The following is a 25,101-nucleotide window of genomic DNA, read 5'->3' on the forward strand; positions in this document are numbered from 1 at the left end:
CCTCCTACTTCCCCAGCGTCCCCTGCCGGAGCGCCACGCCGTGCCGGTGCACGGCGTCCACGAGGAACTTCGCCGCCTCGGGGTCCGTGGGCGGGAGGATGCCGTGGCCCAGGTTGAAGATGTGCCCCACGGGCCCGGCGCGCAGGAGGATGTCCTTCACGCGCCCCTCCAGCTCCTCGCGCGGGAGGAACAGGTGCAGCGGGTCCAGGTTGCCCTGCACCGCCACGTCGGGCCCCAGCACGCGGCGGCCCTCGTCCATGGGCATCGTCCAGTCCAGGCCCACCACGTCCGCGCCCGTGCGCTTCAAGAGCGGCAGGTGCGTGGACATGCCCACGCCGAACACGATGACCGGGACACCCGTGGCCTTCAGCTCGGACACCATCCGCGTGAGGTAGGGAATGCAGAAGCGCTCGTAGTCCCACGGCGACAGCTCGCCGCCCCACGAGTCGAAAATCTGGACGATGCTCGCGCCCGCCTCCACCTGCATCTTCAGGTAGGGAATCAGCGTGTCCGTGAGCTTGCCGAAGAGGCGGTGCGCCAGCTCCGGCTGCTCGAACATCAGCCGCTTGATGAGGATGTAGCTCTTCGAGCCGCCGCCCTCCACCATGTACGCGGCCAGCGTGAAGGGCGCGCCAGCGAAGCCGATGACGGGCACCGAGTCATTCAGCGCCTTGCGCGTGCGGCGGATGGCCTCGGCCACGAAGCCCGTGCCCTGCACCGGGTCCGGCACGCCCAGCTTGTCGATGTCCGCGGCGGTGCGCACGGGGTTCGGGAAGTGCGGCCCCTTGTCCCCCAGCTCCAGCTCAATCCCCATCGCCTCCACCGGGATGAGGATGTCCGAGAAGATGATGGCCGCATCCACGCCCAGGCGTGTCACCGGCTGCACCGTCACCTCGGCCGCGAGGTCCGGGTGCTTGCACAAGTCCAGGAAGCCGATGTTGCCTCGGATGGCCCGGTACTCGGGCAGGTAGCGGCCGGCCTGGCGCATCAGCCACACGGGAGTCGTATCGGTGGGCTGGCGGCGCGCCGCGCGGAGGAGTCTGTCGTTCACTTCTGTCCCTCGAAGTTGGGAGAAATGCTCAGGCGCAGGGGCTCACGCCCCTCCGGAATGAACAGGAGGCGGTTGTCACCGTCCTCCCAGTCGAACTTCCCCGGAGTGCTGTCACGCACGAGCTTGTACTCGAAGACGGCGCCCACGGGCAGCGACAGCTTGAATCCGCCCGATTCCGAACGCAGCGAGCGCTCCGGCTTCCAGCCGCCCAGCTCCGGCCCGCTGCCCACCAGGCGCACCGCCGAGTCACTCACGGCCAGCTCCACCGTGCGCCGCTCGCCCTGCCCCCGCCAGCGCGAGCCGGCCTGCTTCGCCAGCGCACCAAAGCCACCGGCCGCGCCCGGCTTCAGCCGCAGCAGCGTCACCTGCCCCGGTGGGACGGACAGCGAGCGCGCCGCCCCCGGAAGCCCGGTGCCCGTGAGCAGCTCCGAGACACGCGCCCCCACCAGCCCCTCCGGGAGCGCCACGTCCGAGGGCGCCCTGCCCGAGTTGACGGCGATGACCACGGCCTCGTCCGGCGCCACGCGCGCGTAGGCAAAGAGGTCCTCCCGGGCGGCGAGCACGAGCGTCTCGCCACCCTGGAGGGCCCCACTGCCCCGGCGCACCGCCAGCAGCCGGGTAATCCACGCACGCAGCGGGTGGTCCGGCGTGAAGCGCATGTCGCCCCGGTTCTCCGGCTCCTTCTTCCCCGTGAGCCCCTCTTCCGTGCCGTAGGTCAGTGCAGGCACCCCGCGCGCGGTGAGCTGCACGGCCAGCGCGCGCTTCACCCGCTCCACGTCCCCGCCGCACTCGCTCATCACCCGGGGCAAATCATGGTTGTCCAGCAGCGTCACCAGCGAGCCCGGCGCCGGGTAGAGCCTGTCGTTGAAGAGGACGGCGCCCAGGTGCGAGGGCGAGCGGTCCCGGCAGAAGACGTCCACCATGGCGAAGGCCAGCGGGAAGTCGAACATCGTCCCGAAGCGGCCCTGCTCCAGGGTGCGAGCCAGCAGCACCGGGTCTCCGTCCAGCATCTCGCCCAGCAGCAGGAAGTCCCGCCCGGCATGGGCCCGCAGGTCGTCGTTGTACCGGGCCCAGAACTTCAGCGGCATGTGCTTCACCGCGTCCAGCCGGTAGCCCGCCGGCCGCACCGCGTCCACCCACCTGCGCGAGTGCCCCAGCAGGTGCGCGTACACGGCGTCCTTCTCCACCGCCAGGTCCGGCAGCCCGTGCACGTCCTTCAGCACCAGCTCGCGCGAGTCGTTCCAGTTGTCGATGGGGCCCAGGCCGTGGAACCAGTCCGGCTTCTCGCGCACCAGCCGCGTCTCCGGGCCCACGTGGTTGAGCACCACATCCAGCACCAGCCGCATGTCCCGGCGGCGCAGCTCCTCCGCCAGCCGCGTCAGCAGCGCCTCGTCACCGAAGCGCGGCTCCACCCGGCCGAAGTCCTCCACCCAGTAGCCGTGGAAGGCCCCGTACCCGTAGAACTTCTCCGTGCGCATCTGGAAGACGGGTGAAAGCCACACCGTGCGCACACCGAGTTCCTGGAGCCCGTCCAGCCGGTCGATGACGCCTTGCAGGTCGCCCCCGTGAAACGCCTGCGCGTCCTTCGGGTCCACCTGTCCGTCGTTGCGCGAATCTCCATTGGCGAAGCGGTCCACCATCACGAAGTAGATGGCGTCCCCCGCGGGTGGCACCCACGACGTGCCGCCGTCCGTGGGGGGCGGCGGCTGGGTGGGCGTCGCGGAGCCCGGCTCCATGCCCTCGCCCGCCGGCGCGCGCAGGCCCGGCACCACGCCCGGGCCGCCATCCGTCACCGGCACCGTCATGGGCGAGGCGATGAACGAATCGAAGAGGCCCGCGGCCTGACCCGAAATCTGCCGGGCCACCTCGATTTGCGCGTCGTTCTCCCGCTGCTGGTCGAACTGGAGCGCGGCGCCGTAGTCCTGGGTGACGGTGCTGGGCTCCATCTCCGAGTGGGCGCGGCCCGCCGTCGTCCGGACGTAGACCTCCCAGGAGAAGCGGCCCGTCACCTGGCCGAAGAAGGAGACACGCGTCTCCACCAGCAGGAACAGCGGCGCCTCGGGCGCGAGGGCCTTCAGCATCGCGTAGCGGCGCTGCGAGTCCGTCACCTTCGCGAAGTCGGCCGCGTATTCCTCATACGGCACCACCTGCACCTGGAGGTTGCGTTTCGCCAGCGCCTCCGCCACGCGCTGCTTCACCTGCTCCGGCACGTCCGCCACGGTGCCGCGCCGCTGCACGTCGTCGCGCACGTAGGCCACCGCCACCACCGTGCCGTTGGGCGCCAGCACGGGCGGCGACGAGCGCTGCAGCAGACAGCCCGCCGCCGTCACCGCCAGGAAGAGGAAGACACCCCACCGCTGACTCAGAACCATCCTTCGGCCTCGATGGCGACCACCGAGTGCCAGTGGCGCTCGGGGCCGATGTACAGGTTGTACTGGTCCAGGCTCTCCACGAACGAGTTGCCGAACGCCGCGTGCTGGGTGGAGTACTGAATGCCGTAGAGCAGGCGCAGGCTGGGGCGCGCGTAGATGCCCCGGCCGGTGGGGTTGAGCACCACGCCCACCTTGCCCTGCCACGTGTCGCGCGTGTTGCTGTCACCGAACTCCAGCCCGCGCGCGTCCGGAAACCCTCCCGTGTTGGTGAACACCGAGTCCACGTGGTTGCGGTAGAGGTTGCCGTTCTGGCTCTTCTCCCGCGCGATGCTCGTCTCCGCCAGCAGGTGGACGCGCTCGGTGAGGAAGTACTGGAGGCGCAGCACCGTGGAGGCGACGAGCCGGTCGTCCTCGCCCGGTTTGATGGCGTTGTCCTCGTTGAAGGAGTAGCCCACCCACAGGCCCCACAGCGCCTCCAGCTTGTCGGGGATGATGCGCAGGTACGCCTCGTTGCCGAGCGTCGCCTCGTAGCGCTCGTCCGTCTGGTCCGCGATGTAGACCGTCCAGTCGCGGCCCCGGAAGTTCTCCGTGTACGCCTGCTCCGGGTGCTTGCGCTCGAAGGTGAGGTAGAAGTTGTCCCAGACCAGCGGGCCCACGTTGCCGAAGCCCAGGTAGCCCACGGTGCGGAAGTACGTCCCGCTGCGCGGGTTGAGGTCCGGCACCAGGTCCTCCTGGCCGGGGTTGGCCTCGAAGTAGCGCCGCACCACCTCGCGCCGCACGTAGTCCTCGTAGTTGATGCCCGGCGACGCGTAGAGCGCGTTGCGGTTGCCGCGCACCGCCGGCTCGTAGCCCACCTGCGCGCGCACGCCCGCCTCCAGGTGCCCCGGAATCAGCCGGTAGCGGAACGACGCGGCGCCGGTGAGCACCGTGTTGTACTTCTGGGGCCGCAGCGTGTAGCCGCTGTCTCCCACCGCGAGCAGCACGTCGTAGCGGTCCCCCTGGTAGGTGCCGGACAGGCCCACCGTGTCCCAGAGCAGCGTGGCCGGCCGCTGGTCGTAGATGTGCAGGTCGTTCCAGCGGTCCTCGAGCGTGCCCAGCTGCCACGTCACGCGGTCCAGCAGGATGTTGCCGGCGCGCACGAAGAGGTAGTCCGCGCGGAAGTTGATGAACGAGCCGTTGCCCGGGTCCGCGGAGCGGAACGACGTGCCGGAGAAGCGCGTGTGCACCTCCGCCCAGACCTCGTCGCTGCCCGGCGTGGACTGGAGCACGTCCAGCCGCAGGTTGAGCTCGCCGTAGGGGCTCTCGTTGAGGAGCCGGCCGTAGAGCCAGTAGTAGCCGAGCTGGCCGGAGCCGCCCGAGAAGTCCGGGCGGGTCATGATGCGGAAGTAACCCGCCGCCCCGAAGCGATCTCGGGGCGCATCGGCCAGGGCCAGAAACGGGCTGAGGAGCAGCAGCAGGAATGCGCCGAGGCGCGCGGGCGGGACTCGCATGGACGGGCCCCGCTTATAGCGCACCCTCGGCGGCTTGCCCTACTCCGCGCGCAGGACGACGATGGTCCGCTCCGGCACTCCGTACGTCGCCCCCGCCACCGGCGCGGGCGCGTCCAGCCACGAGTTGCCCGTGACGCGGCTGCTCAGGCCCGCCGATGTGAGGTACTCCGGGCTGTCGAAGTACGACTGCGTGTCGATGAGCCGCTTCCACTGGCGGCCCGGCACCTCGGGCAGGGTGAACTCCACCGCGCGGGGCTCCATGTTGATGAGCACCACCAGCTCCGGCCCGAAGGACACGTCGTAGTAGTGGATCATCAGCTGCTTGGTGTCCCAGACCACCTCGGTGTTCTGCGCGCTCTTCCAGGCCAGCGGCGCGCCCTTCTCGTAGTCCGCCGGCGCGAAGGCGTACGCGTGCTCCTTGCGCAGGCGGATGGCCGCCTTGACGAAGTCGTACATCCGGTGGCGCTCGTCACGCGCCAGGTAGGCGCCCCACTGGTACCAGTTGAAGGGGTTGTCCGCGCGCGTGGAGTACGCGTTGTTGTTGCCCAGCTGCGTCCGCATCCACTCGTCGCCGCCCAGAATCATGGGCGTGCCGTGGCTGACCATCATCGACATGAAGGCGTTGCGCATCATCTGCCGGCGCAGGCTCTCCGCGCGGGGGTCTCCCACCGGGCCCCAGTTGCGCGAGCGGTTGTGGCTCTCGCCGCTCTCCTTGTCGCAGAAGGGGCTGTTGGGCGTGTCGCAGCACACCGGGTTGAGCGGGCCGCACTTGTTCTGCTTCTCGTCGTACGCGAACAGGTCGTACATCGTGAAGCCGTCGTGCACGGTGATGAAGTTCATCGAGTGGTACGGACGGCGCCCGTTGCGCACGTACCACTCCTTGCTGCCGTACATCAGGAAGGCGCCGTCGGCGGAGCCCGGCCTGCCGCACAGCGAGCCCTCGTTGGAGTTGAGCTTCCAGTCGTCCCGGTTGATGAAGGAGCGCCACCAGTCGCGGAAGCGGCCGTTCCACTCGTACCAGCCGGCGCCCGGCTGGGTGAGCGAGTTGGGGAACTCGCCCATGGGCATGCAGTACCAGCCGCCCGCGCTCCAGGGCTCGGCGATGATGCGGGTGTTGTACTTCTGGAGGACGGGGTCGTCGACGATCTCCTGGAGCACCGTGTTGCGCGGGTCGTCCCAGCGGTTGTAGTCGCCGTCGCGCTCCCCGAGGATGGGCGCCAGGTCGAAGCGGAAGCCGTCCACGTGCAGCTCTTCCGCGTAGAAGCGCAGGCTGTCGATGGTCAGCTTGCGCATGGGCCGGTGGTTGGGCCGCGTCTGGTTGCCCACGCCGGTGTTGTTCCAGTACGTGCGCCGGTCCGGGTTGAGCGCGTAGTACGCCTGGTTGTCGATGCCGCGGAACGAGTAGAGGCCGGCGGTCTCCGCGGGGTCCAGGGACTCCAGCGGCTCACCGGGCTGGACGTCGTCCGTCTCCAGCTTCTCGCGCCACAGGCCGCCCTCGCCGGTGTGGTTGTAGACCACGTCGACGATGACCTCGATGTCGCGCTTGTGCAGCTCCTCCACCATCCACTTGAACTCGTCGATGACCTCGTGCGGCCGCTTCATGGCCGCGTAGGACACCTCGGGGGCGAAGAAGTTGATGGTCTGGTAGCCCCAGTAGCCGCCGTCCAGCGGCTTCTCGTGGATGGGCAGCAGCTCCACCGCGGTGATGCCCAGGTCCTTGAAGTAGTCCGCCTTCTCACCGAGGCCGCGGTAGGTGCCGGGGAAGCGCACGCCGCTGGCGGGGTCCGCCGTGAAGCCCTTGGCGTGCACCTCGTAGACGATGAGGTCGTTCCAGGAGTGGCCCTTCCAGTTCTCGTTCTGCCGGTTCTCCCGCCACTGCCGCTCCGTCTCGCCCCACGGGTAGCTGCTCTGGACGAGGACGCTCTTGGCGGAGGCCGCGTACGTCACCTCCGTGCGGGCGGGGCCGCTGGCGGTGCTGCCCTTGCCCCAGTCGTGGTCCCGGTGCAGCGCCTTGGAGTACGGGTCCGTCAGCAGCTTGTTGGGGTTGAAGCGGTTGCCGTAGACGTCCACGTCCGCCTTGAAGCCGTGGATGGAGCCGGGGAACCACTTCGCGTCGTATTCCCAGTTGGGACCCCAGGCGCGGAAGCCGTAGTGCTGGCCCAGCCCCACGCCCTCCACGTAGACGCTCCACACGTCCCCGTAGCGCGTCATCTCGTAGGTGCGCGTGGGCCGGTTGATCTCCGGGTCGTCGAAGAGCAGCAGCTCCAGCCGGGTGGCGTTCTCCGAATAGAGGGTGAAGTTCACCCCCCGGTCCACGAAGGTGGGGCCCATGTGCCGCATGGACTCCACGTCCTCGACCGTGTAGCTCGGGGCCCGGGCTTCGCTGTGGTAGAGCCGGACATAGTCGCTCTCACTGCAGCCGAAGGCGAACAGGACGCTGGCCAGGGCCGCGCCCTTCAGGCGGGTCATACGGGGAGTGCTCATACGGGTAGGCTGCCCTCGATGATCCGGACGTAGCTCGGCCCGGGAACGAACCCCGCTTCCATAACAAGCGGCTTCCGGGGCTGACAAGGCAGCCCCCGGAACCCCTACGGCTTGACGCACCGCGCCCAACCCCCGGGGGTTTGGGTAAAACCCGTGCGCGGGGGTAAGGTTCGCCGCCGTTCTCCCTACACATTATCCGAGCGCGTCTTGTCCGAAGTCATCCTGAGCGGAATCAAGAAGTCGTTTGGCCAGAACCTCATCGTGAAGGGCGTGGACCTTCAGGTGCGGGAAGGCGAGTTCCTGGTCATGGTGGGCCCTTCCGGCTGCGGGAAGACCACCCTGTTGCGGCTCATCGCCGGCCTGGAGCAGGTGGACTCGGGTGAGGTGCGCATCGGCGGGACGCGGGTGAACGAGGTCCCCCCGAGGGATCGCGACGTGGCGATGGTCTTCCAGTCGTACGCGCTCTACCCGCATATGACGGTGCGGGAGAACCTGGCCTTCGGCCTGACGCTGCGGAAGTACCCGGAGGCGGAGATCGCCTCGCGCGTGCAGGAAGTGGCGGGGATGCTGGAGCTGGGCCACCTCCTGGACCGCAAGCCCAAGGCGCTGTCCGGAGGCCAGCGCCAGCGCGTGGCCATGGGGCGCGCCATCGTCCGGCGGCCCAAGGTATTCCTCTTCGACGAGCCCCTGTCCAACCTGGACACCGCCCTGCGCGTGCAGATGCGCGGCGAGCTGGCGCGGCTGCACCGCCGGCTGGGCGCCACGATGATCTACGTCACCCACGACCAGGTGGAGGCGATGACGCTGGCCACCCGCGTGGCCGTCTTCAATGGCGGGCTCCTCCAGCAGGTGGGGCCGCCGCTGGAGCTGTACAACCGCCCGGCGAACCGCTTCGTGGCGGGATTCCTCGGCTCGCCGGCCATGAACTTCCTGGAGGCGAAGCGCGAGGGCGCCGGCTTCACGGGCCGGGGCTTCACCCTGCCCTGCCCCGCCGACGTGCCTTCGGATGCCGGCAAGGTGCTGGTGGGCCTGCGTCCCCAGGATTTGCGCGTGGCGGCGCAGGGGCCGCTGTCGGGCACGGTGGACGCGGTGGAGCGGCTGGGCTTCGACGGGTACGCCTTCCTCACCACGGAGGCGGGCCATGTGGCGGCGCGCTTCGACAAGGGGATGAACGTGGCCGTGGGGGACACGGTGTCCCTGGCGCCGGTGGCGGACGCGCTGCACGTCTTCTCCGAGGACGGGACGCGGGCGCTACGCCACCCGGTGGAGCGCGACTCGCTGGAGGTGGCGTCGTGAGGTGGCTGCTGGCGCTGGCGCTCCTCGCCTCCGCGTGGACCGCCCAGGCTGCCGGCGACGCGGCCCCACCTCTGAAGCTGTGGCACGCGTACCGGGGCGGCGAGGAGGCGGCGCTGGTCCAGGTCACCGAGCGGTTCACCGCCCGGACGGGCGTGAAGGTGGACCTGCTCGCCGTCCCCTATGACGCCTACGCCGCCAAGCTGACCAACGCGATTCCGCATGGGGCCGGCCCGGACGTCTTCATCTTCAACCACGAGCGGCTGCGCAACTTCCACGCGCAGCACCTGCTGGCGCCCACCACCGGCGTGCTCGTGCGCGGCGACTACTTCCCCAACGCCGTGGAGGCGCTGGAGCTGGATGGCCAGGTGTACGGCTATCCCATGTCGCTGAAGTCGCTGGGGCTCTACGTCAACACGAGGCTGGTGCCCGACCCGCCCACGACCACGGAGGAGCTGCTGCGGATGCTGCCGGCCCTGTCGGACGCGGGCGCGGGCCGCTTCGGCCTGGCGTACGAGAGCGGCGACTTCTACTTCCACGCGCCCTTCCTCTTCGGCTTCGGCGGCGAGCTGTTCGACGCGTCCGGCCGGGCGAGCTTCGACACCCAGGGCATGGCGCGCTCGCTGGCCTTCGTGAAGAAGCTGCAGGACGACCGCTACATCCCCCAGGAGGCGTCCGGCGCGCTGGTGAAGAGCCTCTTCAACGACGGACGCGCCGCCATGGTCATCAGCGGCCCCTGGTTCGCGGGCGAGGTCTCCCCGTCCATCACCTACCGGGTGGTGGGCCTGCCGGTGGTGAGCGAGACGGGCATTCCCATGCGGCCCTTCCTGGGCGTGGAGGCGGCGTTCGTCTCCGCCCAGTCGAAGCAGGCCGGGAAGGCCCAGGCGCTGGCGCGCTTCCTCTCCCTGGGCGAGGCGTCGGTGGTGCGCACCACCGTGGGCCGGCAGATTCCGGCGGACGTGGCCGCGTACCAGTTGCAGGCGGTGAAGGACGACGCGCTCATCTCCTCCTTCCGCGAGGCGGCGCGGCACGCGACGCCCATGCCCAACACGCTGGAGATGGCACGGGTGTGGGAGCCCATGAAGCTGGCGCTGCGCGCGGTGCTCCAGGGCGGCACCGCCCCTCCGGACGCGGGCGCGCTGGCGGACCGCCGCTACCGCGCGCTGCACCGCGAGCGCCCACCCGACGCCAGCCCCCTCCCCTGGCTGGGGCTGGTGGGCGTCATGGCGCTGGGCGGCACGGCGTGGGTGCTGCGCCGGCCGGCCCCGGCGCTGTCCTTCAAGCAGCGCTATCCGGACGTGAAGCTGGCGGTGGCGTACCTGTCTCCCGCGGTGGCAGGCCTGCTGGTGCTGGTGTTCATCCCCTTCGCGGTGGGCCTCAGCCTGTCGCTCTTCCACCACGAGGCGGGCCAGTACTCGTTCGTCGGCCTGGCCAACTTCGTGGACATCCTCGCCAGCCGCGGCTACCGCATCACCGAGCCGCTGTCGTTCTACTTCACGCTGGCGGTGACGCTGCTGTGGACGCTGGTGAACGTGGTGCTGCACGTGAGCATCGGCCTGTTCCTGGCGCTGCTGCTCAAGGACCCGCTCCTCAAGCTGAAGGGCCTGTACCGGGTGCTGCTCATCATTCCCTGGGCGGTGCCCAACTACATCACCGCGCTGATGTGGAAGGGCATGTTCCACCGGCAGTTCGGCGCCATCAACGGCCTGCTGGTGGCGCTGGGGCTGGAGCCGGTGAGCTGGTTCACCCGCTTCTCCACCGCCTTCGCCGCCAACGTGGCCACCAACACCTGGCTGGGCTTCCCCTTCATGATGGTGGTGGCGCTGGGCGCGCTCCAGTCCATTCCCCAGGAGCTGTACGAGGCGGCGGAGGTGGACGGCGCCAGCAAGTGGACGCAGTTCCGGCGCATCACCCTGCCGCTGCTCAAGCCCGCCATGCTGCCGGCCGTCATCCTCGGCAGCGTGTGGACGTTCAACATGTTCAACATCATCTACCTGGTGTCCGGGGGCGAGCCGGGCGGCGCCACGGACATCCTGGTGTCCGAGGCCTTCCGCTGGGCCTTCCAGCGCAATGAGCAGTACGGCTTCGCCGCGGCGTACTCGGTCCTCATCTTCGTGGTGCTGCTGGCCTGGTCCAGCTTCACCCGGCGCCTGACGCGGTCCTCCTCGGAGGTGCTGGGATGAGCCGCCCGTCCCGCCTGAAGATGGCCGCCATCCACGCCGGGCTGTCGTTGCTGTGCATGGCGACGCTCTACCCGGTGCTCTGGGTGGTGAAGATGGCCCTGTCGCCCACGGACGGGCTGGCGCTCACCGCCAATCCGTTCCCCGAGACGGTCACCCTGGAGCACTTCCGCGAGGTGCTCCTGGGCACGGACACGGCGGGGCGGTGGCTGTTCGGCCGGCAGCTCCTGTCGAGCATCGTGGTGTCCGGCGCCACCACCCTGGTGGGCCTGGCGCTGGCGGTGTCCGCGGCCTACGCGCTGTCCCGCTTCCGCTTCCCCGGCAAGGAAGGCGGGATGCAGGCGCTGCTGATTACGCAGATGTTCCCGGCGACGCTGATGCTGGTGCCCATCTACAGCATCCTCCAGAAGCTGCACCTGCTGGACAGCCTCACGGGCCTGGTCCTGGTGTACGCCACCACGGCCATGCCCTTCTGCATCTGGATGCTGAAGGGCTACTTCGACACGCTGCCGCGCGAATTGGAGGAGGCGGCGGTGATGGACGGGGCCTCCCCCGCCCAGGTGTTCCTCCGCGTCGTGCTGCCGCTGGCCCGCCCCGCGCTGGCCGTGACGGCGCTTTTCTCCTTCATGACGGCGTGGAACGAGTTCATCCTCGCCGCCACGCTGCTCAATGACCCGACCCGCTTCACCCTGCCCGTCGCCCTCCAGCGGTACGTGGGCGAGTACAAGGTGGAGTGGGGCAAGTTCGCCGCCTGCGCGCTCGTGGTGTCCGCGCCGGTCATGGCGTTGTTCTTCGCTCTCCAGAAGCACCTCGTCGGCGGTCTCACCGCTGGCGGCGTCAAGGGGTGATGGCCGATGTCGTCTCGTTGTCTCCGGTCCCTGCTGCTCGTATTGCCGTTGCTCGCCGTGGCGTGCGGCGACGACTCCGACGGAGTCGTCCCGCCCCAGCTCACCCCGCCCACGGTGCGGGAAATCCAGCCCACGGGCGGCCCCGTGGCGGGCAATACGCTCGTCAACATCTATGGCTCCGGCTTCCAGCCCGGCGCGAAGGCGTTCCTGGGCAACCTGGAGCTGCAGCGGACGGTGGTGGTCAACTCCTTCCGTCTCTACGGCTACACCCCCACCGCCAGCTCGGGACGCATGGACGTGCGGGTGTGGAACCCGGATGGCGCGTACGGCGTGCTGGTGAAGGGCTTCACCTATGAGGGCCCGCCCACGCCGAGCATCGCCCAGGCCGAGGTGGTCAACGGCAACACCGACACGGTGAGCGGCGGGCCGCCGGTGGGCGTCACCGTCCGGGGCGCCGTCACCGTGCCCGGCGTCACCCGCGGCATCGGCCAGGGCGGCGGCGTGCGGGCACAGGTGGGCTTCGCCGCGGGCAACGCGGAGCTGCTCCTCCAGGAGAGCTACACCTGGGAGGAGGCCACGTACGAGACGGACTCCGGCAGCGGCGAGGCGGACATCTACAAGGGCAACGTGCTGCTCCAGGCGCCCATTGGCGGGGAGAACCGCGAGTGGGTCGTCGCCGTTCGCTTCTCCATCGACGGGGGGAGCACCTGGGTGATGGCGGACGGCGACGGCATCGCCAACGGCGTGTCGGCGGAGATGATGCGGCGGGTGTTCATCGCCCGGCCGCGGGTGGACTACTGCAAGCTGGGCCCGGACGGGAATCGCGCCAACCCGGAGCACTTCTACCTGCCGACGGACACCACGCTCGTCAAGGTGGCCGGCCAGGTGTACGCGGCGGGCATCACCCAGGGCGCCGGAGGGGGCTCGGGCGTGGTGGCGCAGCTCGGGTACGGCCCGCAGGACACGGACCCGCGCACCTCCGACGCCTGGACGTGGGTCAACGCCACATACAAGACGGAGCACGGCAACAACGACGAGTGGGAGGCCGACCTGCCCAACCCGGGCGCCGTGGGTACCTACAGGCTCGCCTTCCGCTTCAGCATCAGTGAGAACGCCTGGCGCGTGTGCGACGCGGACGGCGTCAACGACAGCACCTCGGGGGAGCTGACCTTCAGCCTGGCGAAGCTGGGCACCCTCACCGTGGGCAGCGAGCCGCCGAAGCCGAAGGTGTCGTGGTGCAAGATTGGCGAGGACCAGAAGGCCCCCGAGGTCATCGCGTACCAGACCAACCAGACCACCGGCCTGAAGACGGTGTTCGCCCAGGTCCACCTGCCGGGCGTGACGGACAAGGTGGGCGCGGGCCCGGGCATCGCCGGTCAGCTCGGCTGGGGCCCCGCGGGCGAGGACCCGCGCACCTCGCCGCTGTGGAACTGGTCCACGCCGCTGGTGTTCAACAAGGACAACTTCGGGGCCAACGACGAGTGGAAGGCCACGCTCCCCAACCCCGCGGTGAGCGGCGAGTACCGCTACGCGGTGCGTTTCAATGCCGACGGCGGCCCCCTGCGCGTGTGTGACGGCAACGGCACCGACGACGGCGGCCAGGAGTTCCAGTTGGACCAGCTCGGCACGCTCAACGTCACCGGCCCGTCCGCGCCGCCCACGGTAGTGGGCTACTGCAAGCTGGGGGCGACCGGGAACGACACGCCCGAGTCACTGCAGTACACGACGGCGTCCGCGGCCTCCCACAGGGTGGTGGGCCAGGTGTTCGTGCAGAGCGTGACGAACGGGGCCGGCCAGGGCGCCAACATCGTGGGCCAGCTCGGCTGGGGGCCCGAGGGCCAGGACCCGACGACGTCCGCGCAGTGGAACTGGACGACCACGGGCACGTACCGGGGCGACACCGGTGACACCGGCAACAACGACGAGTACGAGGCCACGCTGCCCAACCCGGGCACGGTGGGTAGCTTCCGGTTCGCCTACCGCTTCCGGGTGAACGGCGGCGCGTTCCTCTACTGCGACGCGGACGGCAACACCGGCGCCGCCGGCTTCGACGTGGCGCGGATTGGCACGCTGACGGTGGAGCAGGGGCAGGTGCCCACTTCCGTGTGCCGGCTGCAGAGCGTGAGCGCGGACACGATAGGCAGTGGTGCCGCCGTCACCGCCGTAGGCCGCGTGCGCATCCCCGGCGTCACCGACGGGCCAGGCGCGGGCGCGAACCTCCAGGTCGAGGTGGGCCTGGGCGCGGCGGGGGTGAACGCCTCCACCGAACCTGGGGCCTTCACCTGGAAGGCCGCGACGTACTCGCGCGAGGCCGAGGGCGAGGCGGCCACGGACGAGTTCACCGTGGAGTTCCACCCGGCGTACACGGTCAGCCGCACGGTGAGCATGCGTTACAGCACGGATGGCGGGGCCTGGACGTACTGCGACAAGGACGGCAATGACGTGGGCGGATACACCGTCGAGCAGCAGCACGCCCTCTTGGTGAACAACCACTCGGACATCGGGTACTGCAACCTGCAGCATCCTTTCACCATGATGACAACCGCGACCGGGAACGACCGCACCGTCTACGGGCAGGTTTGGGAGGGAGGGGTTACCGACTCGGCTGGCGCGGGCGCGGGGCTCGTGGCGCACCTGGGCTACGGCAGCACGGCCCAGGACCCGGGAGTCGCCGGCTGGACGTGGATTCTGGCCCCCTACGACCAGGACGTCGGAAACAACGACCAGTTCGCCGTCCCCCTGCCCGACCTGCCTGTGGGAACGTCGTACATGTACCGGTACTCGCTCAATGGCGGGCCCTACTGCTACGGCGATCGCGATGACAGAGGCGGCAGCGGCAACGGCTTCCAGGGTGGAGACGTGGGGACGGTCACCGCCCCCTGAGCCAGGCAGTCAGACCACAGCCCGTCCGGGCGTCTTCACTCTCCGGATGGGCCGCGCTGGAATGATCAGGACGCTGAAAACGTATGCTTGACAGTGGGGGGCACGCTCTATAAAAGCCCCCCTCGTTGCAGCGCGGCGGACGCCTTCAGGGCGGATAGCTCAGCGGTAGAGCGTCGCCCTTACAAGGCGAGGGTCACAGGTTCAATCCCTGTTCCGCCCATGGTTGTGGGGAGTTAGTTCAGTTGGTTAGAACGCCGGCCTGTCACGCCGGAGGCCACGGGTTCAAGTCCCGTACTCCTCGCCATTGAGAGCCCAGCAATCCTCAGGGGTTGCTGGGCTTTTCTTTTTCCTCCGCCTCTCATGTGCCATCAGAGTACCCCTCCGTCGTCGTTGGCCAGAGCGACGTGGAGAGGGACACCGGCCGGTCAAGCTGCTGCACCGCGCTCTCCCGGGCCTCCGGCGCGAGGTGGGCGTAGCGCATCGTCATTTCGATGGTGGCGTGGCCCATCAGCTCCTGGATGACCTTGAGCGGGACATCCCTCATGGCGAGGTGGCTGCCGTAGGTGTGGCGCAGGTCGTGCCAGGTGAGGCGATGCGCCCCTGCTCGCGGCTGATGCCCGCCCGGCTCACCGCCCGCGATAGCTGGCGCTCCGTCATGCTCGCGGTGAGCGGCTGGCCGTCCGACTGGCAGAACACGTAGGGGCCGCGCAGGTGCCGGTGCTCCTTGAGTGCGTCCACCACGGAGCCGGGCAAGTCCACCGTCCGCCCCCGTCCGCCCTTGGACAGGCCCGTCCCCCCTGCCAGATAGAGTGCCGCACCTGGAGCTTGCCGCGCTGCAAGTCCACGTCGCCCCACTGGAGCCCGATCAACTCCCCATGCCGCAGCCCCGTCTTGAGCGCCAACCGGCAGCCGACGGCATGGCGTCTTCGCCCCCCCCTCATCCCTACGACCCCACGCTGCACAGCCCCACGCTGCGCAAGTGCCGCAGGCCCGGCGTTCCTGTCGGACTGAGCAGGTATTACCTGGCTCTGCTTCCCGATTGGGGAGCACATCCAGGAGGCGCGCACGATGGGGAGACGCCAGTGGGTGGGGGTTGTGTTGCTGTTGCTGCTGCCCATGACGGGAGGGACCTCGGAGCCTCCCGTCCCCGAGGAGGCCGCGCCCGCACCGGCCCCTCCGCCGCGCCGATGGCACTACCTGACGCGCTTGGAGGCGACGACGCTGGCGCTGCTGCCGCGCGCAGGGGCGGGCGAGAGTGAGGGCTTGGCGCAGGTGGAGCCGACCGTCATCCTCGACGGCGGCCCGGAGTTCGGCGTCAGCGTGGGCGCCCCTGTGCGGCTGCGCTTGTGGGGCGGCGGTGAGGGCGCGAGCGTCGTTCGGCGGGAGGACTGGGACAGCCTCTCGGACTGGGGACAGCTCGTGCGCGGGCTCAAGTTCGGCTCGGACACCGCGCCGCTGGGGGTGTGGTTCGGCGCGCTGGAAGGCTACAGCCTGCTCACGGGCCACCTCGTGCGGCGCTACTCCAACCGGACGAATCCCGACTATCACCCGGCCGGAGGCTTCGTCACCGGCACGGCGGGCCCGCTCTACACGGAAGCATTTGTCTCGGACGTACTGGGCGCGCGACTGATGGGGGCGGAGTTCTCCCTCGACGTACAGCACGTCCTTTTCGGCAAGCCGAAGGAAAAGGGCCGCTACACGCTGGCTCTCTCCGCCGTGCATGACTGGGGCAAGGCGGGAGGCCGCGCAGCCCCGGTGACGCTGGCTCACCTGGACGCGACCGCCGTGGTGCTGGTGCGTCCGGGCTTTGAAGCGCTCGTGGTCGCGGGTTGGGGAGGACGGCCTGGCGAGGACGGCGTCTGGGGCGCGGTGGTGGGCGTGGGCGCGGATGCGGTGACACCCACGTTGGACATGACACTCCGGCTGGAGGTGCGCAGGCAGCACGGCGGCTTCCGGCAGGGCTTCTTCGGCCCGGACTACGAGCTGGCGCGTTTCCATGCGGCAGGCCCTGACGGCGTGCCACTGGCCGAGGCGCCCTTTCCGGAGGGCTTCTCCCTCTATGGGGAGGCGGTGGTGGGTTGGGATGCGGTGAGCTACGGCGGGCTCTACCGGCACCTGCAATTGTCGCTGGGCGCGGAAGTCTTCACCTGGGGCCGCTTCGACGTGGACGGCCGTGTCGCGGTGCAGCTCTTCGAGCGCAGCCTGGAAGTGGCGTTGAAGGGGCTGGGGGTGGGCATGGGGCAGCCTGGGGCGCGTTACTTGGGGGCGGCCGAAGTGCGCTGGCGGCTCCTGAGAGGGCGCCTCTACGCGCTGGGCACGGGCGGCACGCTGCTGTTCCCGCAAGGGGATGGGACGCTGCGGCCGGGGGCATTCGCTTCGGTGGGGCTTGGGGTGGACAATGCGCGCTAACACCCTGCTGCTGAGCGTGGCCCTGCTCGCAACAGGCTGCGCGTCGCTGACGCCAGCACCGGGCCGGGGCAGCAACCTGAGCTACACGCCGCGCAATGCCACCGGGCCTGCGTTGGTGCCATCACCGAGCGAGGAACACCCGGGCCCCTCCGCCATCCTGCCACCGTCCGTCGCGGGCCCCGAGGTACCGGAACGGCTGGGCCGCCGTCGGCGTTCCCGTGAAGTTGCGACCGGAGCAAGCCCGGGCAGCGTGGCGGGAGCCGTTGGGGGCGCCGTTGCTCGTGGCACCGTGCAGGAGGATGCGTGGGAGAAGTTGCTGACGGACGCCGGGCTGGCGGAGCAGGACGAGCGGCCCCTGGGTGGCGCGCTCTCGCCCACGCAGGCGGCGCGGCTTCTAGGAGTGCTGCTCCGTAAGCCGGTGACGCTCGGCACCTTCCCGCCGCGAATGGCCGTGGGCCATCTGCTGCGCGAGGTGCTGGAGAAGGGCGAGGTGTCCCGAGAAGAGCTGCTGCGCCGCGTGGAGCGCTTCGCCCGGGTGGCGGTGCTACGGCCGGACGGGTACCTGGCCTGGACGCGCACCGGCCGCACGCAGCAGAAGGCCGCGCCCGTGGAGTGGCGGGACGGTGCATTCCGGGCGGGCCCCTTCGAGCTGGGGCGCTTCTACGTCAGCAACGGTTTCGTCTTCCAGCTCGCGGACGAACGGCTGGAGCCTGTCGAGGGCTCGGTGTTCGTCGAGGTGTACGACGATGCGGACTACGTGGGCCGCACCCTGGACGGAGCAGAAGCGGCGTTCGTGAAGCTGGCGCTCTCCATCGGCCACTTCTTCACCTACCCGCTGGACAGCATCGCCTCACTGAAGAACCTGCCCGCTGGCGTGGCCGCGCTCATCGCCTCCTCGCCCGAATACTTCGAGCGCTTCCGGTACATGACGCGCGGGGAGCAGGTGCAGGCAGTTGCCGAGTTGGCCACGAACCTCCTCGTGACGGCGGGCACCGCCACGGCCACCACGCGCACGATTACCGGGGCGCTGGCCGGTGCCGAAGCAGCGGTGCCGGTGCTGTCGCTGTCCGCGCAGGGAGTGCTGGCAATTGAGCGCGTCACGGTGCCAGTGGGAAGAGCGGCAGTCGTGCTGAGCGGTGGCCCCGGGGCCGCCATCATTCTTCAACGCGCCAACACGGCAGCGCAGGGCGCCGGGCCATCGAATGGGCCTGGACAGTGGGGCCCCGCGAAGGAGTCCATGAAGCCACCTGCCCGGCGCTACCAAGAGCAAATCACGGGACATAGCGCCGAAGAGGCATACTGGGTCGGCGGTATGAGCACGGCAGAGGGCGGCGTGAAGTTCGACGGCTTCAAGGACGGCGTGTTACTGGAGGCAAAGGGGCCCAACTACGCAAACAAGTTTGAGGACAGCCTCGATCCTAAATTCTGGTTCGCGAACTCAGGGGCAGCGGAGATGCTCAAGCAAGCACAGCGTCAGATTGAAAGAGTGCGCGGCATGGGTATCCCCATTGAATGGCATGTGGCCGAGGCGAAGGTGGCCGAAGCCATCAAGTTGCTCTTCGAGCGCAGCCTGATCAGCGAGATCAGGGTTGTTCACACCCCTCCCCTCTGAGTGGAGACCACTGTGACCGAGAGACCTGTGCCTGAGGGCTACTATGCCGGTGCCTACTGGGGGCCTCGACAGGAGTCGCCCGAAGAATGCGCTCAGCGCGCGGCAAACTTCCTCAACCTCCTGGCTCCGTATGACCCGCTGCTAGCTCACTGGTACAAGCCCGCCCGGTCAGCCAAGGACGCGCGCAAGCACCCACTGATGCCGCCCGATGTGCCCACGCTCACCGGTTTATTCCGGCGCGGCGTCAACCGGGAGCGTGGCGGACCGGCCATCGAGCAACTGGGGTACACCCTCTGGTTTGACAACGGCGGTGGGAAGTTCGACAGGTCGGGACTTCAGATTCTCTGCGGGTGTTACTCAGAGGCAGTCTCCAATGCGTGCGTATTGACCCTGCCCATCACCGGCCCGGAAGCAGAGCGGGTGCTCGCCGTTCCTGTGCTGGCTGGAGTGGTGCGGAGCATGGCTCTGGCCTGGGACCCTGACTGGGTGGTGGCCACGTCCGATAGCTACAGAAGGTTGATGCGCGAACCGTCAAAGTCGGGCGCGTTCGTAGGCTGGGTCACGTACCTGTCGCGGCGTCGGGGGGCTGTGCCACCGCTGCCGGCTCCTGTCCGCATCGAGCCGGTTGAGGACAAGGGCACGCTGATCGTCCTCACACCCGAGCGCCTGACGGCGAGGAACCCCGAGCACGTCGAGCAGGGCCGCCGTGTGTGTGAGTTGCTGGCCAGAGCCGGCCTCATGCAGCCCGTAACCCCTTGATTCTCCAACCGTTCCGCGAGCCGATGGAGGGGCCACCATCGGAGGAGTCGATGGTCGAGCAGGAAGTCGTGCGGTGGATGCGCGCGCTGGCGGAGGCGGGCTGGTGGGAGTCGGCTCAAAACGCAAAGTCAGGTTGGACCGAGCCGGGAAAGACTGGCAGGTGTAGAGGGGAGTCCACCCCGCTTTCTCACGAAATGACAGACAAAACCCCTCACGTCCGGGTGCAGTGCTTGATGCTAGTGTTTCATGCATGCACTGGCACCTGCACCTGAAGAGCGCGGCCCTGCTTGCCGTGCTGTTCGCGATGTCCGGGTTCCTCGGGCCCGGCGCGCACGCGCAGCAATGCACTCCCGAGCCGCCCCCGCCGGTCAAGCCACTCAATGACCTACTGAGCGACACGCGGCTCTTGCGGCGCATCGTGCTCGGACTCACGGGGACCACGCCGGCCATCGAGCAGTACGAGGCCATGGCGGCCGCGGCCACCCCCGAAGCACGCGCCGCGCTCCTGCGCTCGATGCTCGATGAGGTGCTCGCCTCTCCGAAGTTCTACGAGCGCATGCTGCACTTCGGACACGAGTGGCTCGCGGTGGGCGCATACACCACCGGCGCCCAGGGCGACGCGTACCAGGGCGACATGGCCGGCCACCTGCACAGGTGCCCCGCCAACAGCCTGCACCCGGGCGCGTACTACGCCGTGAACGAGTTCGGCTCGAAGAACCCGAGCCAGCAGTGCTCGGACAAGGACGGAGACGGCAATGCCGCCGTGCCCGAGGTGCACACCGTCGAGCCCTGGTGGGCTCCGGGAACCACGGTCGAGGTGCTCGGCAAGGCCGGCTCCAGCGTCACGCAGGTCGTCGATTCCTCCTCGGGGAAGGTGTACGACTGCGGCGTCGCGAGCGGTGGCTACTACGACCCCGGGCTGCGCACGGGGTGCGGCTGCGGACCGAACCTGGTGTGGTGCTCGCCGCTCTCCGGCCTGGGCGGCTCGAGCACCTTCGACCTCATCGGCGCTCAACGCCGCCACCCGTACGAGGAGCCCGCGCGCCTGTTCGCGCACCTCGCGTGGCATGACCGGCCGCTCTCGGACCTCGTCATCGGCAACTACTCGGTCGGAACCAACTGGCTGCGCGCGCTGTACGTGCGCTTCGGCCGCCAGATGGGCAGCAGCGCGGTGGACGCGAACACCACGTGGTGGCGCCCGGACGCGGACAACGCCCCGCGCGACCCGCTGCACCCGGCCCCCAACGACCCGCAGGCCTGGCGCGAGTTCGTGGTGGAAGACCTGGAGCCCTTCCACCTCGCGCTCACCGACGACCGGTCGCGCTCCGGCAGCCTCGACCGCACCTACCGCTTCGACCCGCGCACCACGACCGAGGCGCCCAGGGGCCTTCCGGCCGCCGGGGTGCTCACCATGATGGGCGCGATGTCCTCGTTCCCCCGCGAGCGCGTCCGGGCCGCGCGCTTCCTGGAGATGTTCGCCTGCCAGAGCTTCTCGCCGCCTCCCGCGGACGTGCACTTCCCTCCCCTGGAAGTCGACCCGGCGACCGGCGGGACATGTCTGCACTGCCACAAGACGCTGGACCCCGCGGCCATCTTCTTCAAGCGGTGGGACTTCACCCCGTTCCCGAGCTACTACGTCCCGTGGCCCTTCATCCCGGGCGTGGGCAACCAGCGCGTCACGAAGGACTGGCTGTCCGGGCAGTATCCGCACACCGGCAACACGCCGGGCTTCCGCTGGAAGAACGCCTTCCTGCCCAACACCGTGCTGACCCCGGTCACCCCCGAGCAGCTCAAGGCCAATCCGGAGGCGGTGCTGCTCGACACGATGCCCGAGACGTACACGCTGCTGGGGGAGCACGGCGACGGCACCATGGGCCCGCTCGGCTTCGGCAAGCTCCTCGTCCGCTCCGGTGAGTTCGACCGCTGCACCGCGCGCAGGCTCTACGCGATGTTCATTGGCCGGGAGCTGAACCCGGCCACGGAGAAGGGCTTCATCGACAAGCTCGCCAGGGAGTTCGTCGCCAGGGAGCGCAAGCTCCGGCCCTTCCTCCGCTATCTCTTCGAGCAGCCCGAGCTGAGGAGGGGCCTGTGATGCGCACGTTGCGTTCGTTGCTGGGGGCGGCCGTGCTGGCCTCGCTCCCGCTCACCCTGACGGCCTGCCTGGAGCAGGAAGCGGCCCGCATCAATGACTCGGCCACCCCCGGGGACGGCGGCACGAGCTGCGAGGCCACGAGCAGGAACGACGAGATACGGCTCGCGCTCGCGCCCGCGTGCCAGGGCTGCCACGTCACCGGCAACAAGCCCTTCTTCGCCTCGCTCGCCGCGTTCGAGAACGGGCTCGTCTACGACGAGCGGTACGTGAAGCGCGGGGACCCGGACAACAGCCTGCTCGTCCAGATGCTCAAGGGCACCGCCCCCGGGAGCTATCCCCAGATGCCGCCGGGCCAGCCCTACGACGAGTTCGTCGCCAGCGGCCGCGTCACGCTGACCATCGCGCAGGTGGAAGGGTGGATTCGCGACCTGCCGGCGCCCCCCGCGCAGATGGAGACGCCGTCGCCCGAGGAGTTCGGCGTCCGCCGGCTGTCCGCCGAGGAGATGGTGGTGAGCCTGATGGACCAACTCGGGCTCACGCTCGAGGACTTCGTCAGCACCAGCGACCCCAACTGGCGCAACCGGGCGTACGTGGTGAACTGGAACAAGTTCTTCGTGTGGCCCGGTGACTGGGCGCCCGGCATCTCGGGCGAGTACGTCTCCGACGCGCGCACCGTCGAGCGCTTCGAGGCGCTCGGAGGTGGCAACTCGCTGCTGTACCGCAAGAAGGACGTGAGCTTCGGTCCCTCCGCCGCGCAGGCGCTGGTCCAGATGTCCCAGGCCTGGTGCGCTCGCGCGGTGGACAAGCGGAACAACACGGCGGTGCTGCGCTACGTGACGCTCGCGGACACCTCCTCCAAGAACCCGGACGCGGTGCAGAAGAACCTGCGCAACCTCTACCTGCGCATGCTCGGACAGCCGCCTCCGGACGCGGAAGCGAAGGCGCTGTACGAGCAGGTCTACCTCCCGCTCGAGACGCAGAGCACGCGCCTGGCCTGGATTGGCGTCTGCGCGGCGCTCATCCGTCACCCGCTGTGGATTACCTACTGAGCCGAGGACTCCATGCCGAACACCTCCCGACGCACGTTGCTCAAGTGGGCCCTCGGAGCGGGGCAGCTCGCGCTCCTCGAACGCGCGGGGCTCCTCGGCTCCGGTATCGCGCATGCCGCGGACGCCGACGTCCCCTCCCGGCTCGTGGTGCTCTACATCCCGGGCGGCTTCCGGCCGGCGTACTACTTCACCCCGCTGGAGGACGCGGAGATTCCGCTCTGCGTCCCGGCGCCCGCCGGCTACAGCGGAGAGCCCGTCTTCTTCGATGCGAGCAAGGTGGTGAGCCTCGCGCCCGCGAACGGCCCCTACAAGCCGCTGCGGACCTGGCAGTCCTGGAATCCCCAGGACCCCGGCGCGCGCGGCAGCTTCAGCCCGCTCATGTACGGCTACCAGCACTTCGCGCTGCATGAGCAACTGAGCGTGCTGCACGGCATCGACCAGGGCACCAACGACCACGCGAGCGCCTTCATCTCCGCGATGTGCGGTGTCGCCGGCGCGGACTACCGGGCGCCCGCCGTACATTCGGTCATCGCGAACCACCTGTACGAGCGGTACCGCGAGAGCCGGCCGCTGCCATTCGTGGTCGTCTCCGGAGAACGAGGGACGCCGGTCGGCATGGGGTTGCCCTCCCACGCCTCGCCGGTTCGCGTTCCGTCCATCGAAGCGCTCAAGCCGATGCTCTCCGCGAAGCCCGCGGACAACGCCTGGTGGACGGGGCTGGATGCGCGCACCGAGGGGCCCGAACTGGACGCGCGCGGCCAGCCCACCGGGAGCACCTTGAAGACGACGACGGTGGAGCGCTTCTCGCTCTCGCGCGCCCAGCAGCTCCTGGGCCGCTCGACGGCGAAGGTGGACAGCTACCTGGAGGGCCTGCATGGCTCGCTGTCGTCCGTCTCCCGCGTGCTGGCGACGGATGTCGTGTCCGTGCTGGAGAGCACCAAGGGCATCGACGCGCTGAAGACGAACCGTCCCGCGTACCTGTCGAGCTACCTGAGCGAGGCCTTCACCTACACGTTCGGCCTCGCGAACTTCCACCTCACCGGGCTCGACCCGCGGATGGACATGGCGCTGCGCCTGCTCAAGTCGGACCTGTGCACCTCGGTGCACGTCTCACTGCGGCTCGACTTCGACACCCACAACGGACAGGGCCATGCCTACAGCTGCGCGCACGGCCGCGGGCTGATGGACTGCGTCGCGCGCTTCCTGGGCGAGATGAAGGCCTCGCCTGCTCCGGGCAAGCCGGGCAAGACGTTGCTCGACGACACCCTGGTGCTGGTGATGAGCGAGTTCGGCCGGAGCTGGGCCTCGCGCGGGAGTGATGGCAGCTACGCCCAGCCGGATGACCACCACCCCTACACCTCGGTCTGCTTCGCGGGCGGAAACGTGGCGGGGAACCGGCAGGTGGGCTCGTACACGACGCGCGGGCTCGGCGTCCCGGTGGACATCATCGAGGAGACCGGTCAGCCCTCGAGGCGCGTCCCCAGGTCCGCGGACGCCGTCACCACCGCGCTGCGAATCATGGGCATGGAGCCGCATGAATTCTTCATCCCCGGTGGCTACGGCGAGGTGGTGGGAATCCGGAAGGCGTAGGGCGGTTCCGGCCACTGAGCGTCGAGTTCCTCGAGGCGGTGGAGGTCCGCCTGGGCGGCTACCTCCCCGAGGAGGGCCGCGCCCAGGGAGGCGTCATCAACGCGGTGACGCGCACGGGCACCAATGAATTCCGTGGCTCCGTCTTCGCCCACTGGACTCCCGGCGCCCTGGAGGGACAGCCCGAGCCCACCCCGAACAGGGGCACCATCTTCAGCACCTCCACGCGGATGAAGAACCTGGGAGACCTTGGGGCCACGCTCGGCGGGGCTGCTTCCTCGACGCCCGCAGCCTTCAGTACCTGGCCAAGGTGACCTTCCGGCCGGGGGAGGACCACGGCCTGTCGCTCTCCGTCTCCGGCATCCCGTCCCGGCAGGACGCGACCTCGGAGGCCGCCGCCGTGTTGCAGCCGCTCGACACGCGAGGAGGGGCGCCGGTGCATGGCGCCCTGCTGGGCTCGTCCGTCCCGCTGGGTGGAACCCTGGACCGCTATCAGGCGAACGCGAAGGGCGCCTGGCTGTTCAACGCGCTGGGCAGTCACGTGCTCAAGGCGGGCGGAGACGTCGAGCTCCTCCGGTCCGAGAGATGCACCTCTTCGCCGCGCGGTCCCCCTTCACGGAGGAGCGCGAGCTGCTGCCGCAGTCCTCCACCGAGCTCATGGCGGGAGCCGAGCATGCGCTGACGGACACCCCGCGGCTGGGGGCCTGGTACGTCCACCGGAACCTCGACACCACCGTCGAGGACATGAGCACCGATGGGGGACTGTCCTACCAGGTGGTGTCCCTCTCGGTGGCCGTGTTCAACCTCTTCAACTTCCAGGCGGTGACCCGCGTGGACGAGGCCTATACGCTCGAGGCCTTCCTCCCCATCGAGGGAGGAACCCCCGAGGACCTGCCCTCCGGTTCGTCCGATGAGAACGTGAACTTCAGGACGCCCATCCAACGACAGCCTCCCCGGCAGCTCCGTATCGGCATTCGCTACGGCTTCTGACC

At 69.3% G+C, this 25,101-nt stretch carries 16 protein-coding genes, 2 tRNA genes and 1 pseudogene; 14 read left to right on the top strand and 5 right to left on the bottom strand.

Translation table 11 applies throughout. The features are described from left to right. Positions 1-4: 4 nt before the first annotated feature. The 4 genes from hemE to K8638_RS09940 are packed head-to-tail and all read right to left on the bottom strand — an operon-like array spanning position 5 to position 7,382. Entirely contained in the window at positions 5-1,051 is a 1,047-nt protein-coding gene (gene hemE / locus K8638_RS09925) for a uroporphyrinogen decarboxylase (protein ID WP_223754211.1), read from the bottom strand. Next, positions 1,048-3,423, bottom strand: a complete 2,376-nt coding sequence (locus K8638_RS09930) for an alpha-amylase family glycosyl hydrolase (RefSeq protein WP_223754212.1) — start codon at positions 3,421-3,423, stop codon at positions 1,048-1,050. The genes hemE and K8638_RS09930 overlap by 4 nt, the downstream gene beginning before the upstream one ends. Next, the gene (locus tag K8638_RS09935) at positions 3,414-4,913 is read right to left on the bottom strand and encodes a hypothetical protein (protein ID WP_223754213.1); all 1,500 of its coding nucleotides are present in this window, start codon (positions 4,911-4,913) and stop codon (positions 3,414-3,416) included. Before K8638_RS09935 ends, K8638_RS09930 begins: the two co-directional genes overlap by 10 nt. A gap of 39 nt (positions 4,914-4,952) precedes the next feature. Beyond that, positions 4,953-7,382 carry a glycogen-debranching protein gene (locus tag K8638_RS09940; RefSeq protein ID WP_223754214.1) on the bottom strand — a complete coding sequence of 810 codons (2,430 nt, stop codon included), beginning with the start codon at positions 7,380-7,382 and terminating at the stop codon, positions 4,953-4,955. A gap of 222 nt (positions 7,383-7,604) precedes the next feature. Between K8638_RS09940 and K8638_RS09945 the strand changes: the two genes are divergently transcribed. From K8638_RS09945 to K8638_RS09970, 6 genes are all read left to right on the top strand, one after another. Then, a complete protein-coding gene (locus tag K8638_RS09945; protein ID WP_223754215.1) occupies positions 7,605-8,693 on the top strand; it encodes an ABC transporter ATP-binding protein in 1,089 nt (362 codons plus the stop codon). Further along, positions 8,690-10,873: an extracellular solute-binding protein gene (locus tag K8638_RS09950; protein ID WP_223754216.1), complete on the top strand. Its 2,184-nt coding sequence runs from the start codon at positions 8,690-8,692 to the stop codon at positions 10,871-10,873. Before K8638_RS09945 ends, K8638_RS09950 begins: the two co-directional genes overlap by 4 nt. Next, positions 10,870-11,718 (top strand): sugar ABC transporter permease, encoded by an 849-nt coding sequence (locus K8638_RS09955; RefSeq protein ID WP_223754217.1) that lies wholly within the window; start codon positions 10,870-10,872, stop codon positions 11,716-11,718. The genes K8638_RS09950 and K8638_RS09955 overlap by 4 nt, the downstream gene beginning before the upstream one ends. 6 nt (positions 11,719-11,724) lie before the next feature. Beyond that, the gene (locus K8638_RS09960) at positions 11,725-14,601 is read left to right on the top strand and encodes an IPT/TIG domain-containing protein (protein WP_223754218.1); all 2,877 of its coding nucleotides are present in this window, start codon (positions 11,725-11,727) and stop codon (positions 14,599-14,601) included. A 148-nt stretch (positions 14,602-14,749) separates the two neighbouring features. Next, a tRNA-Val gene (locus K8638_RS09965) sits at positions 14,750-14,821 on the top strand. A 7-nt stretch (positions 14,822-14,828) separates the two neighbouring features. Further along, positions 14,829-14,905: transfer RNA gene (locus K8638_RS09970), tRNA-Asp, on the top strand. Between the two features lie 54 nt (positions 14,906-14,959). Here the strand turns inward: K8638_RS09970 and K8638_RS09975 are convergent. Beyond that, positions 14,960-15,503: pseudogene (locus K8638_RS09975) on the bottom strand (tyrosine-type recombinase/integrase); the annotation flags it as partial. 166 nt (positions 15,504-15,669) lie between these two features. Here K8638_RS09975 and K8638_RS09980 point away from each other — a divergent pair. The 8 genes from K8638_RS09980 to K8638_RS10015 all read left to right on the top strand — a co-directional run bounded on the left by K8638_RS09980 (position 15,670) and on the right by K8638_RS10015 (position 25,099). Next, positions 15,670-17,010 (top strand): hypothetical protein, encoded by a 1,341-nt coding sequence (locus K8638_RS09980; RefSeq protein WP_223754219.1) that lies wholly within the window; start codon positions 15,670-15,672, stop codon positions 17,008-17,010. A 313-nt stretch (positions 17,011-17,323) separates the two neighbouring features. Beyond that, on the top strand, positions 17,324-18,622 hold the full coding sequence (locus K8638_RS44835) for a Tox-REase-5 domain-containing protein (protein WP_305071151.1): 1,299 nt from the start codon (positions 17,324-17,326) through the stop codon (positions 18,620-18,622). A gap of 12 nt (positions 18,623-18,634) precedes the next feature. Continuing rightward, positions 18,635-19,381 (top strand): immunity 52 family protein, encoded by a 747-nt coding sequence (locus K8638_RS45150; RefSeq protein WP_223754221.1) that lies wholly within the window; start codon positions 18,635-18,637, stop codon positions 19,379-19,381. A gap of 250 nt (positions 19,382-19,631) precedes the next feature. Then, entirely contained in the window at positions 19,632-21,473 is a 1,842-nt protein-coding gene (locus K8638_RS09995; protein ID WP_223754222.1) for a hypothetical protein, read from the top strand. Then, positions 21,473-22,522, top strand: a complete 1,050-nt coding sequence (locus K8638_RS10000; RefSeq protein ID WP_223754223.1) for a hypothetical protein — start codon at positions 21,473-21,475, stop codon at positions 22,520-22,522. Before K8638_RS09995 ends, K8638_RS10000 begins: the two co-directional genes overlap by 1 nt. 12 nt (positions 22,523-22,534) lie before the next feature. Beyond that, positions 22,535-24,112 (top strand): DUF1501 domain-containing protein, encoded by a 1,578-nt coding sequence (locus K8638_RS10005; protein ID WP_223754224.1) that lies wholly within the window; start codon positions 22,535-22,537, stop codon positions 24,110-24,112. A 38-nt stretch (positions 24,113-24,150) separates the two neighbouring features. After that, positions 24,151-24,423 carry a hypothetical protein gene (locus K8638_RS10010; RefSeq protein WP_223754225.1) on the top strand — a complete coding sequence of 91 codons (273 nt, stop codon included), beginning with the start codon at positions 24,151-24,153 and terminating at the stop codon, positions 24,421-24,423. A 271-nt stretch (positions 24,424-24,694) separates the two neighbouring features. After that, on the top strand, positions 24,695-25,099 hold the full coding sequence (locus K8638_RS10015) for a hypothetical protein (protein ID WP_223754226.1): 405 nt from the start codon (positions 24,695-24,697) through the stop codon (positions 25,097-25,099). The last annotated feature ends 2 nt before the right edge of the window (positions 25,100-25,101 follow it).

Source organism: Myxococcus sp. RHSTA-1-4, assembly GCF_020037125.1.
Taxonomy (GTDB): Bacteria; Myxococcota; Myxococcia; order Myxococcales; family Myxococcaceae; genus Myxococcus.

Coding starts and splice junctions, on each gene's coding strand:
- K8638_RS09930 (WP_223754212.1), bottom strand. CDS start 3,423: ATGGTTCTGAGTCAGCGGTGGGGTGTCTTCCTCTTCCTGGCGGTGACG.
- K8638_RS09935 (WP_223754213.1), bottom strand. CDS start 4,913: ATGCGAGTCCCGCCCGCGCGCCTCGGCGCATTCCTGCTGCTGCTCCTC.
- K8638_RS09940 (WP_223754214.1), bottom strand. CDS start 7,382: ATGACCCGCCTGAAGGGCGCGGCCCTGGCCAGCGTCCTGTTCGCCTTC.
- K8638_RS09955 (WP_223754217.1), top strand. CDS start 10,870: ATGAGCCGCCCGTCCCGCCTGAAGATGGCCGCCATCCACGCCGGGCTG.
- K8638_RS09960 (WP_223754218.1), top strand. CDS start 11,725: ATGTCGTCTCGTTGTCTCCGGTCCCTGCTGCTCGTATTGCCGTTGCTC.
- K8638_RS09980 (WP_223754219.1), top strand. CDS start 15,670: ATGGGGAGACGCCAGTGGGTGGGGGTTGTGTTGCTGTTGCTGCTGCCC.
- K8638_RS09995 (WP_223754222.1), top strand. CDS start 19,632: ATGCACTGGCACCTGCACCTGAAGAGCGCGGCCCTGCTTGCCGTGCTG.
- K8638_RS10000 (WP_223754223.1), top strand. CDS start 21,473: ATGCGCACGTTGCGTTCGTTGCTGGGGGCGGCCGTGCTGGCCTCGCTC.
- K8638_RS10005 (WP_223754224.1), top strand. CDS start 22,535: ATGCCGAACACCTCCCGACGCACGTTGCTCAAGTGGGCCCTCGGAGCG.
- K8638_RS10015 (WP_223754226.1), top strand. CDS start 24,695: ATGCACCTCTTCGCCGCGCGGTCCCCCTTCACGGAGGAGCGCGAGCTG.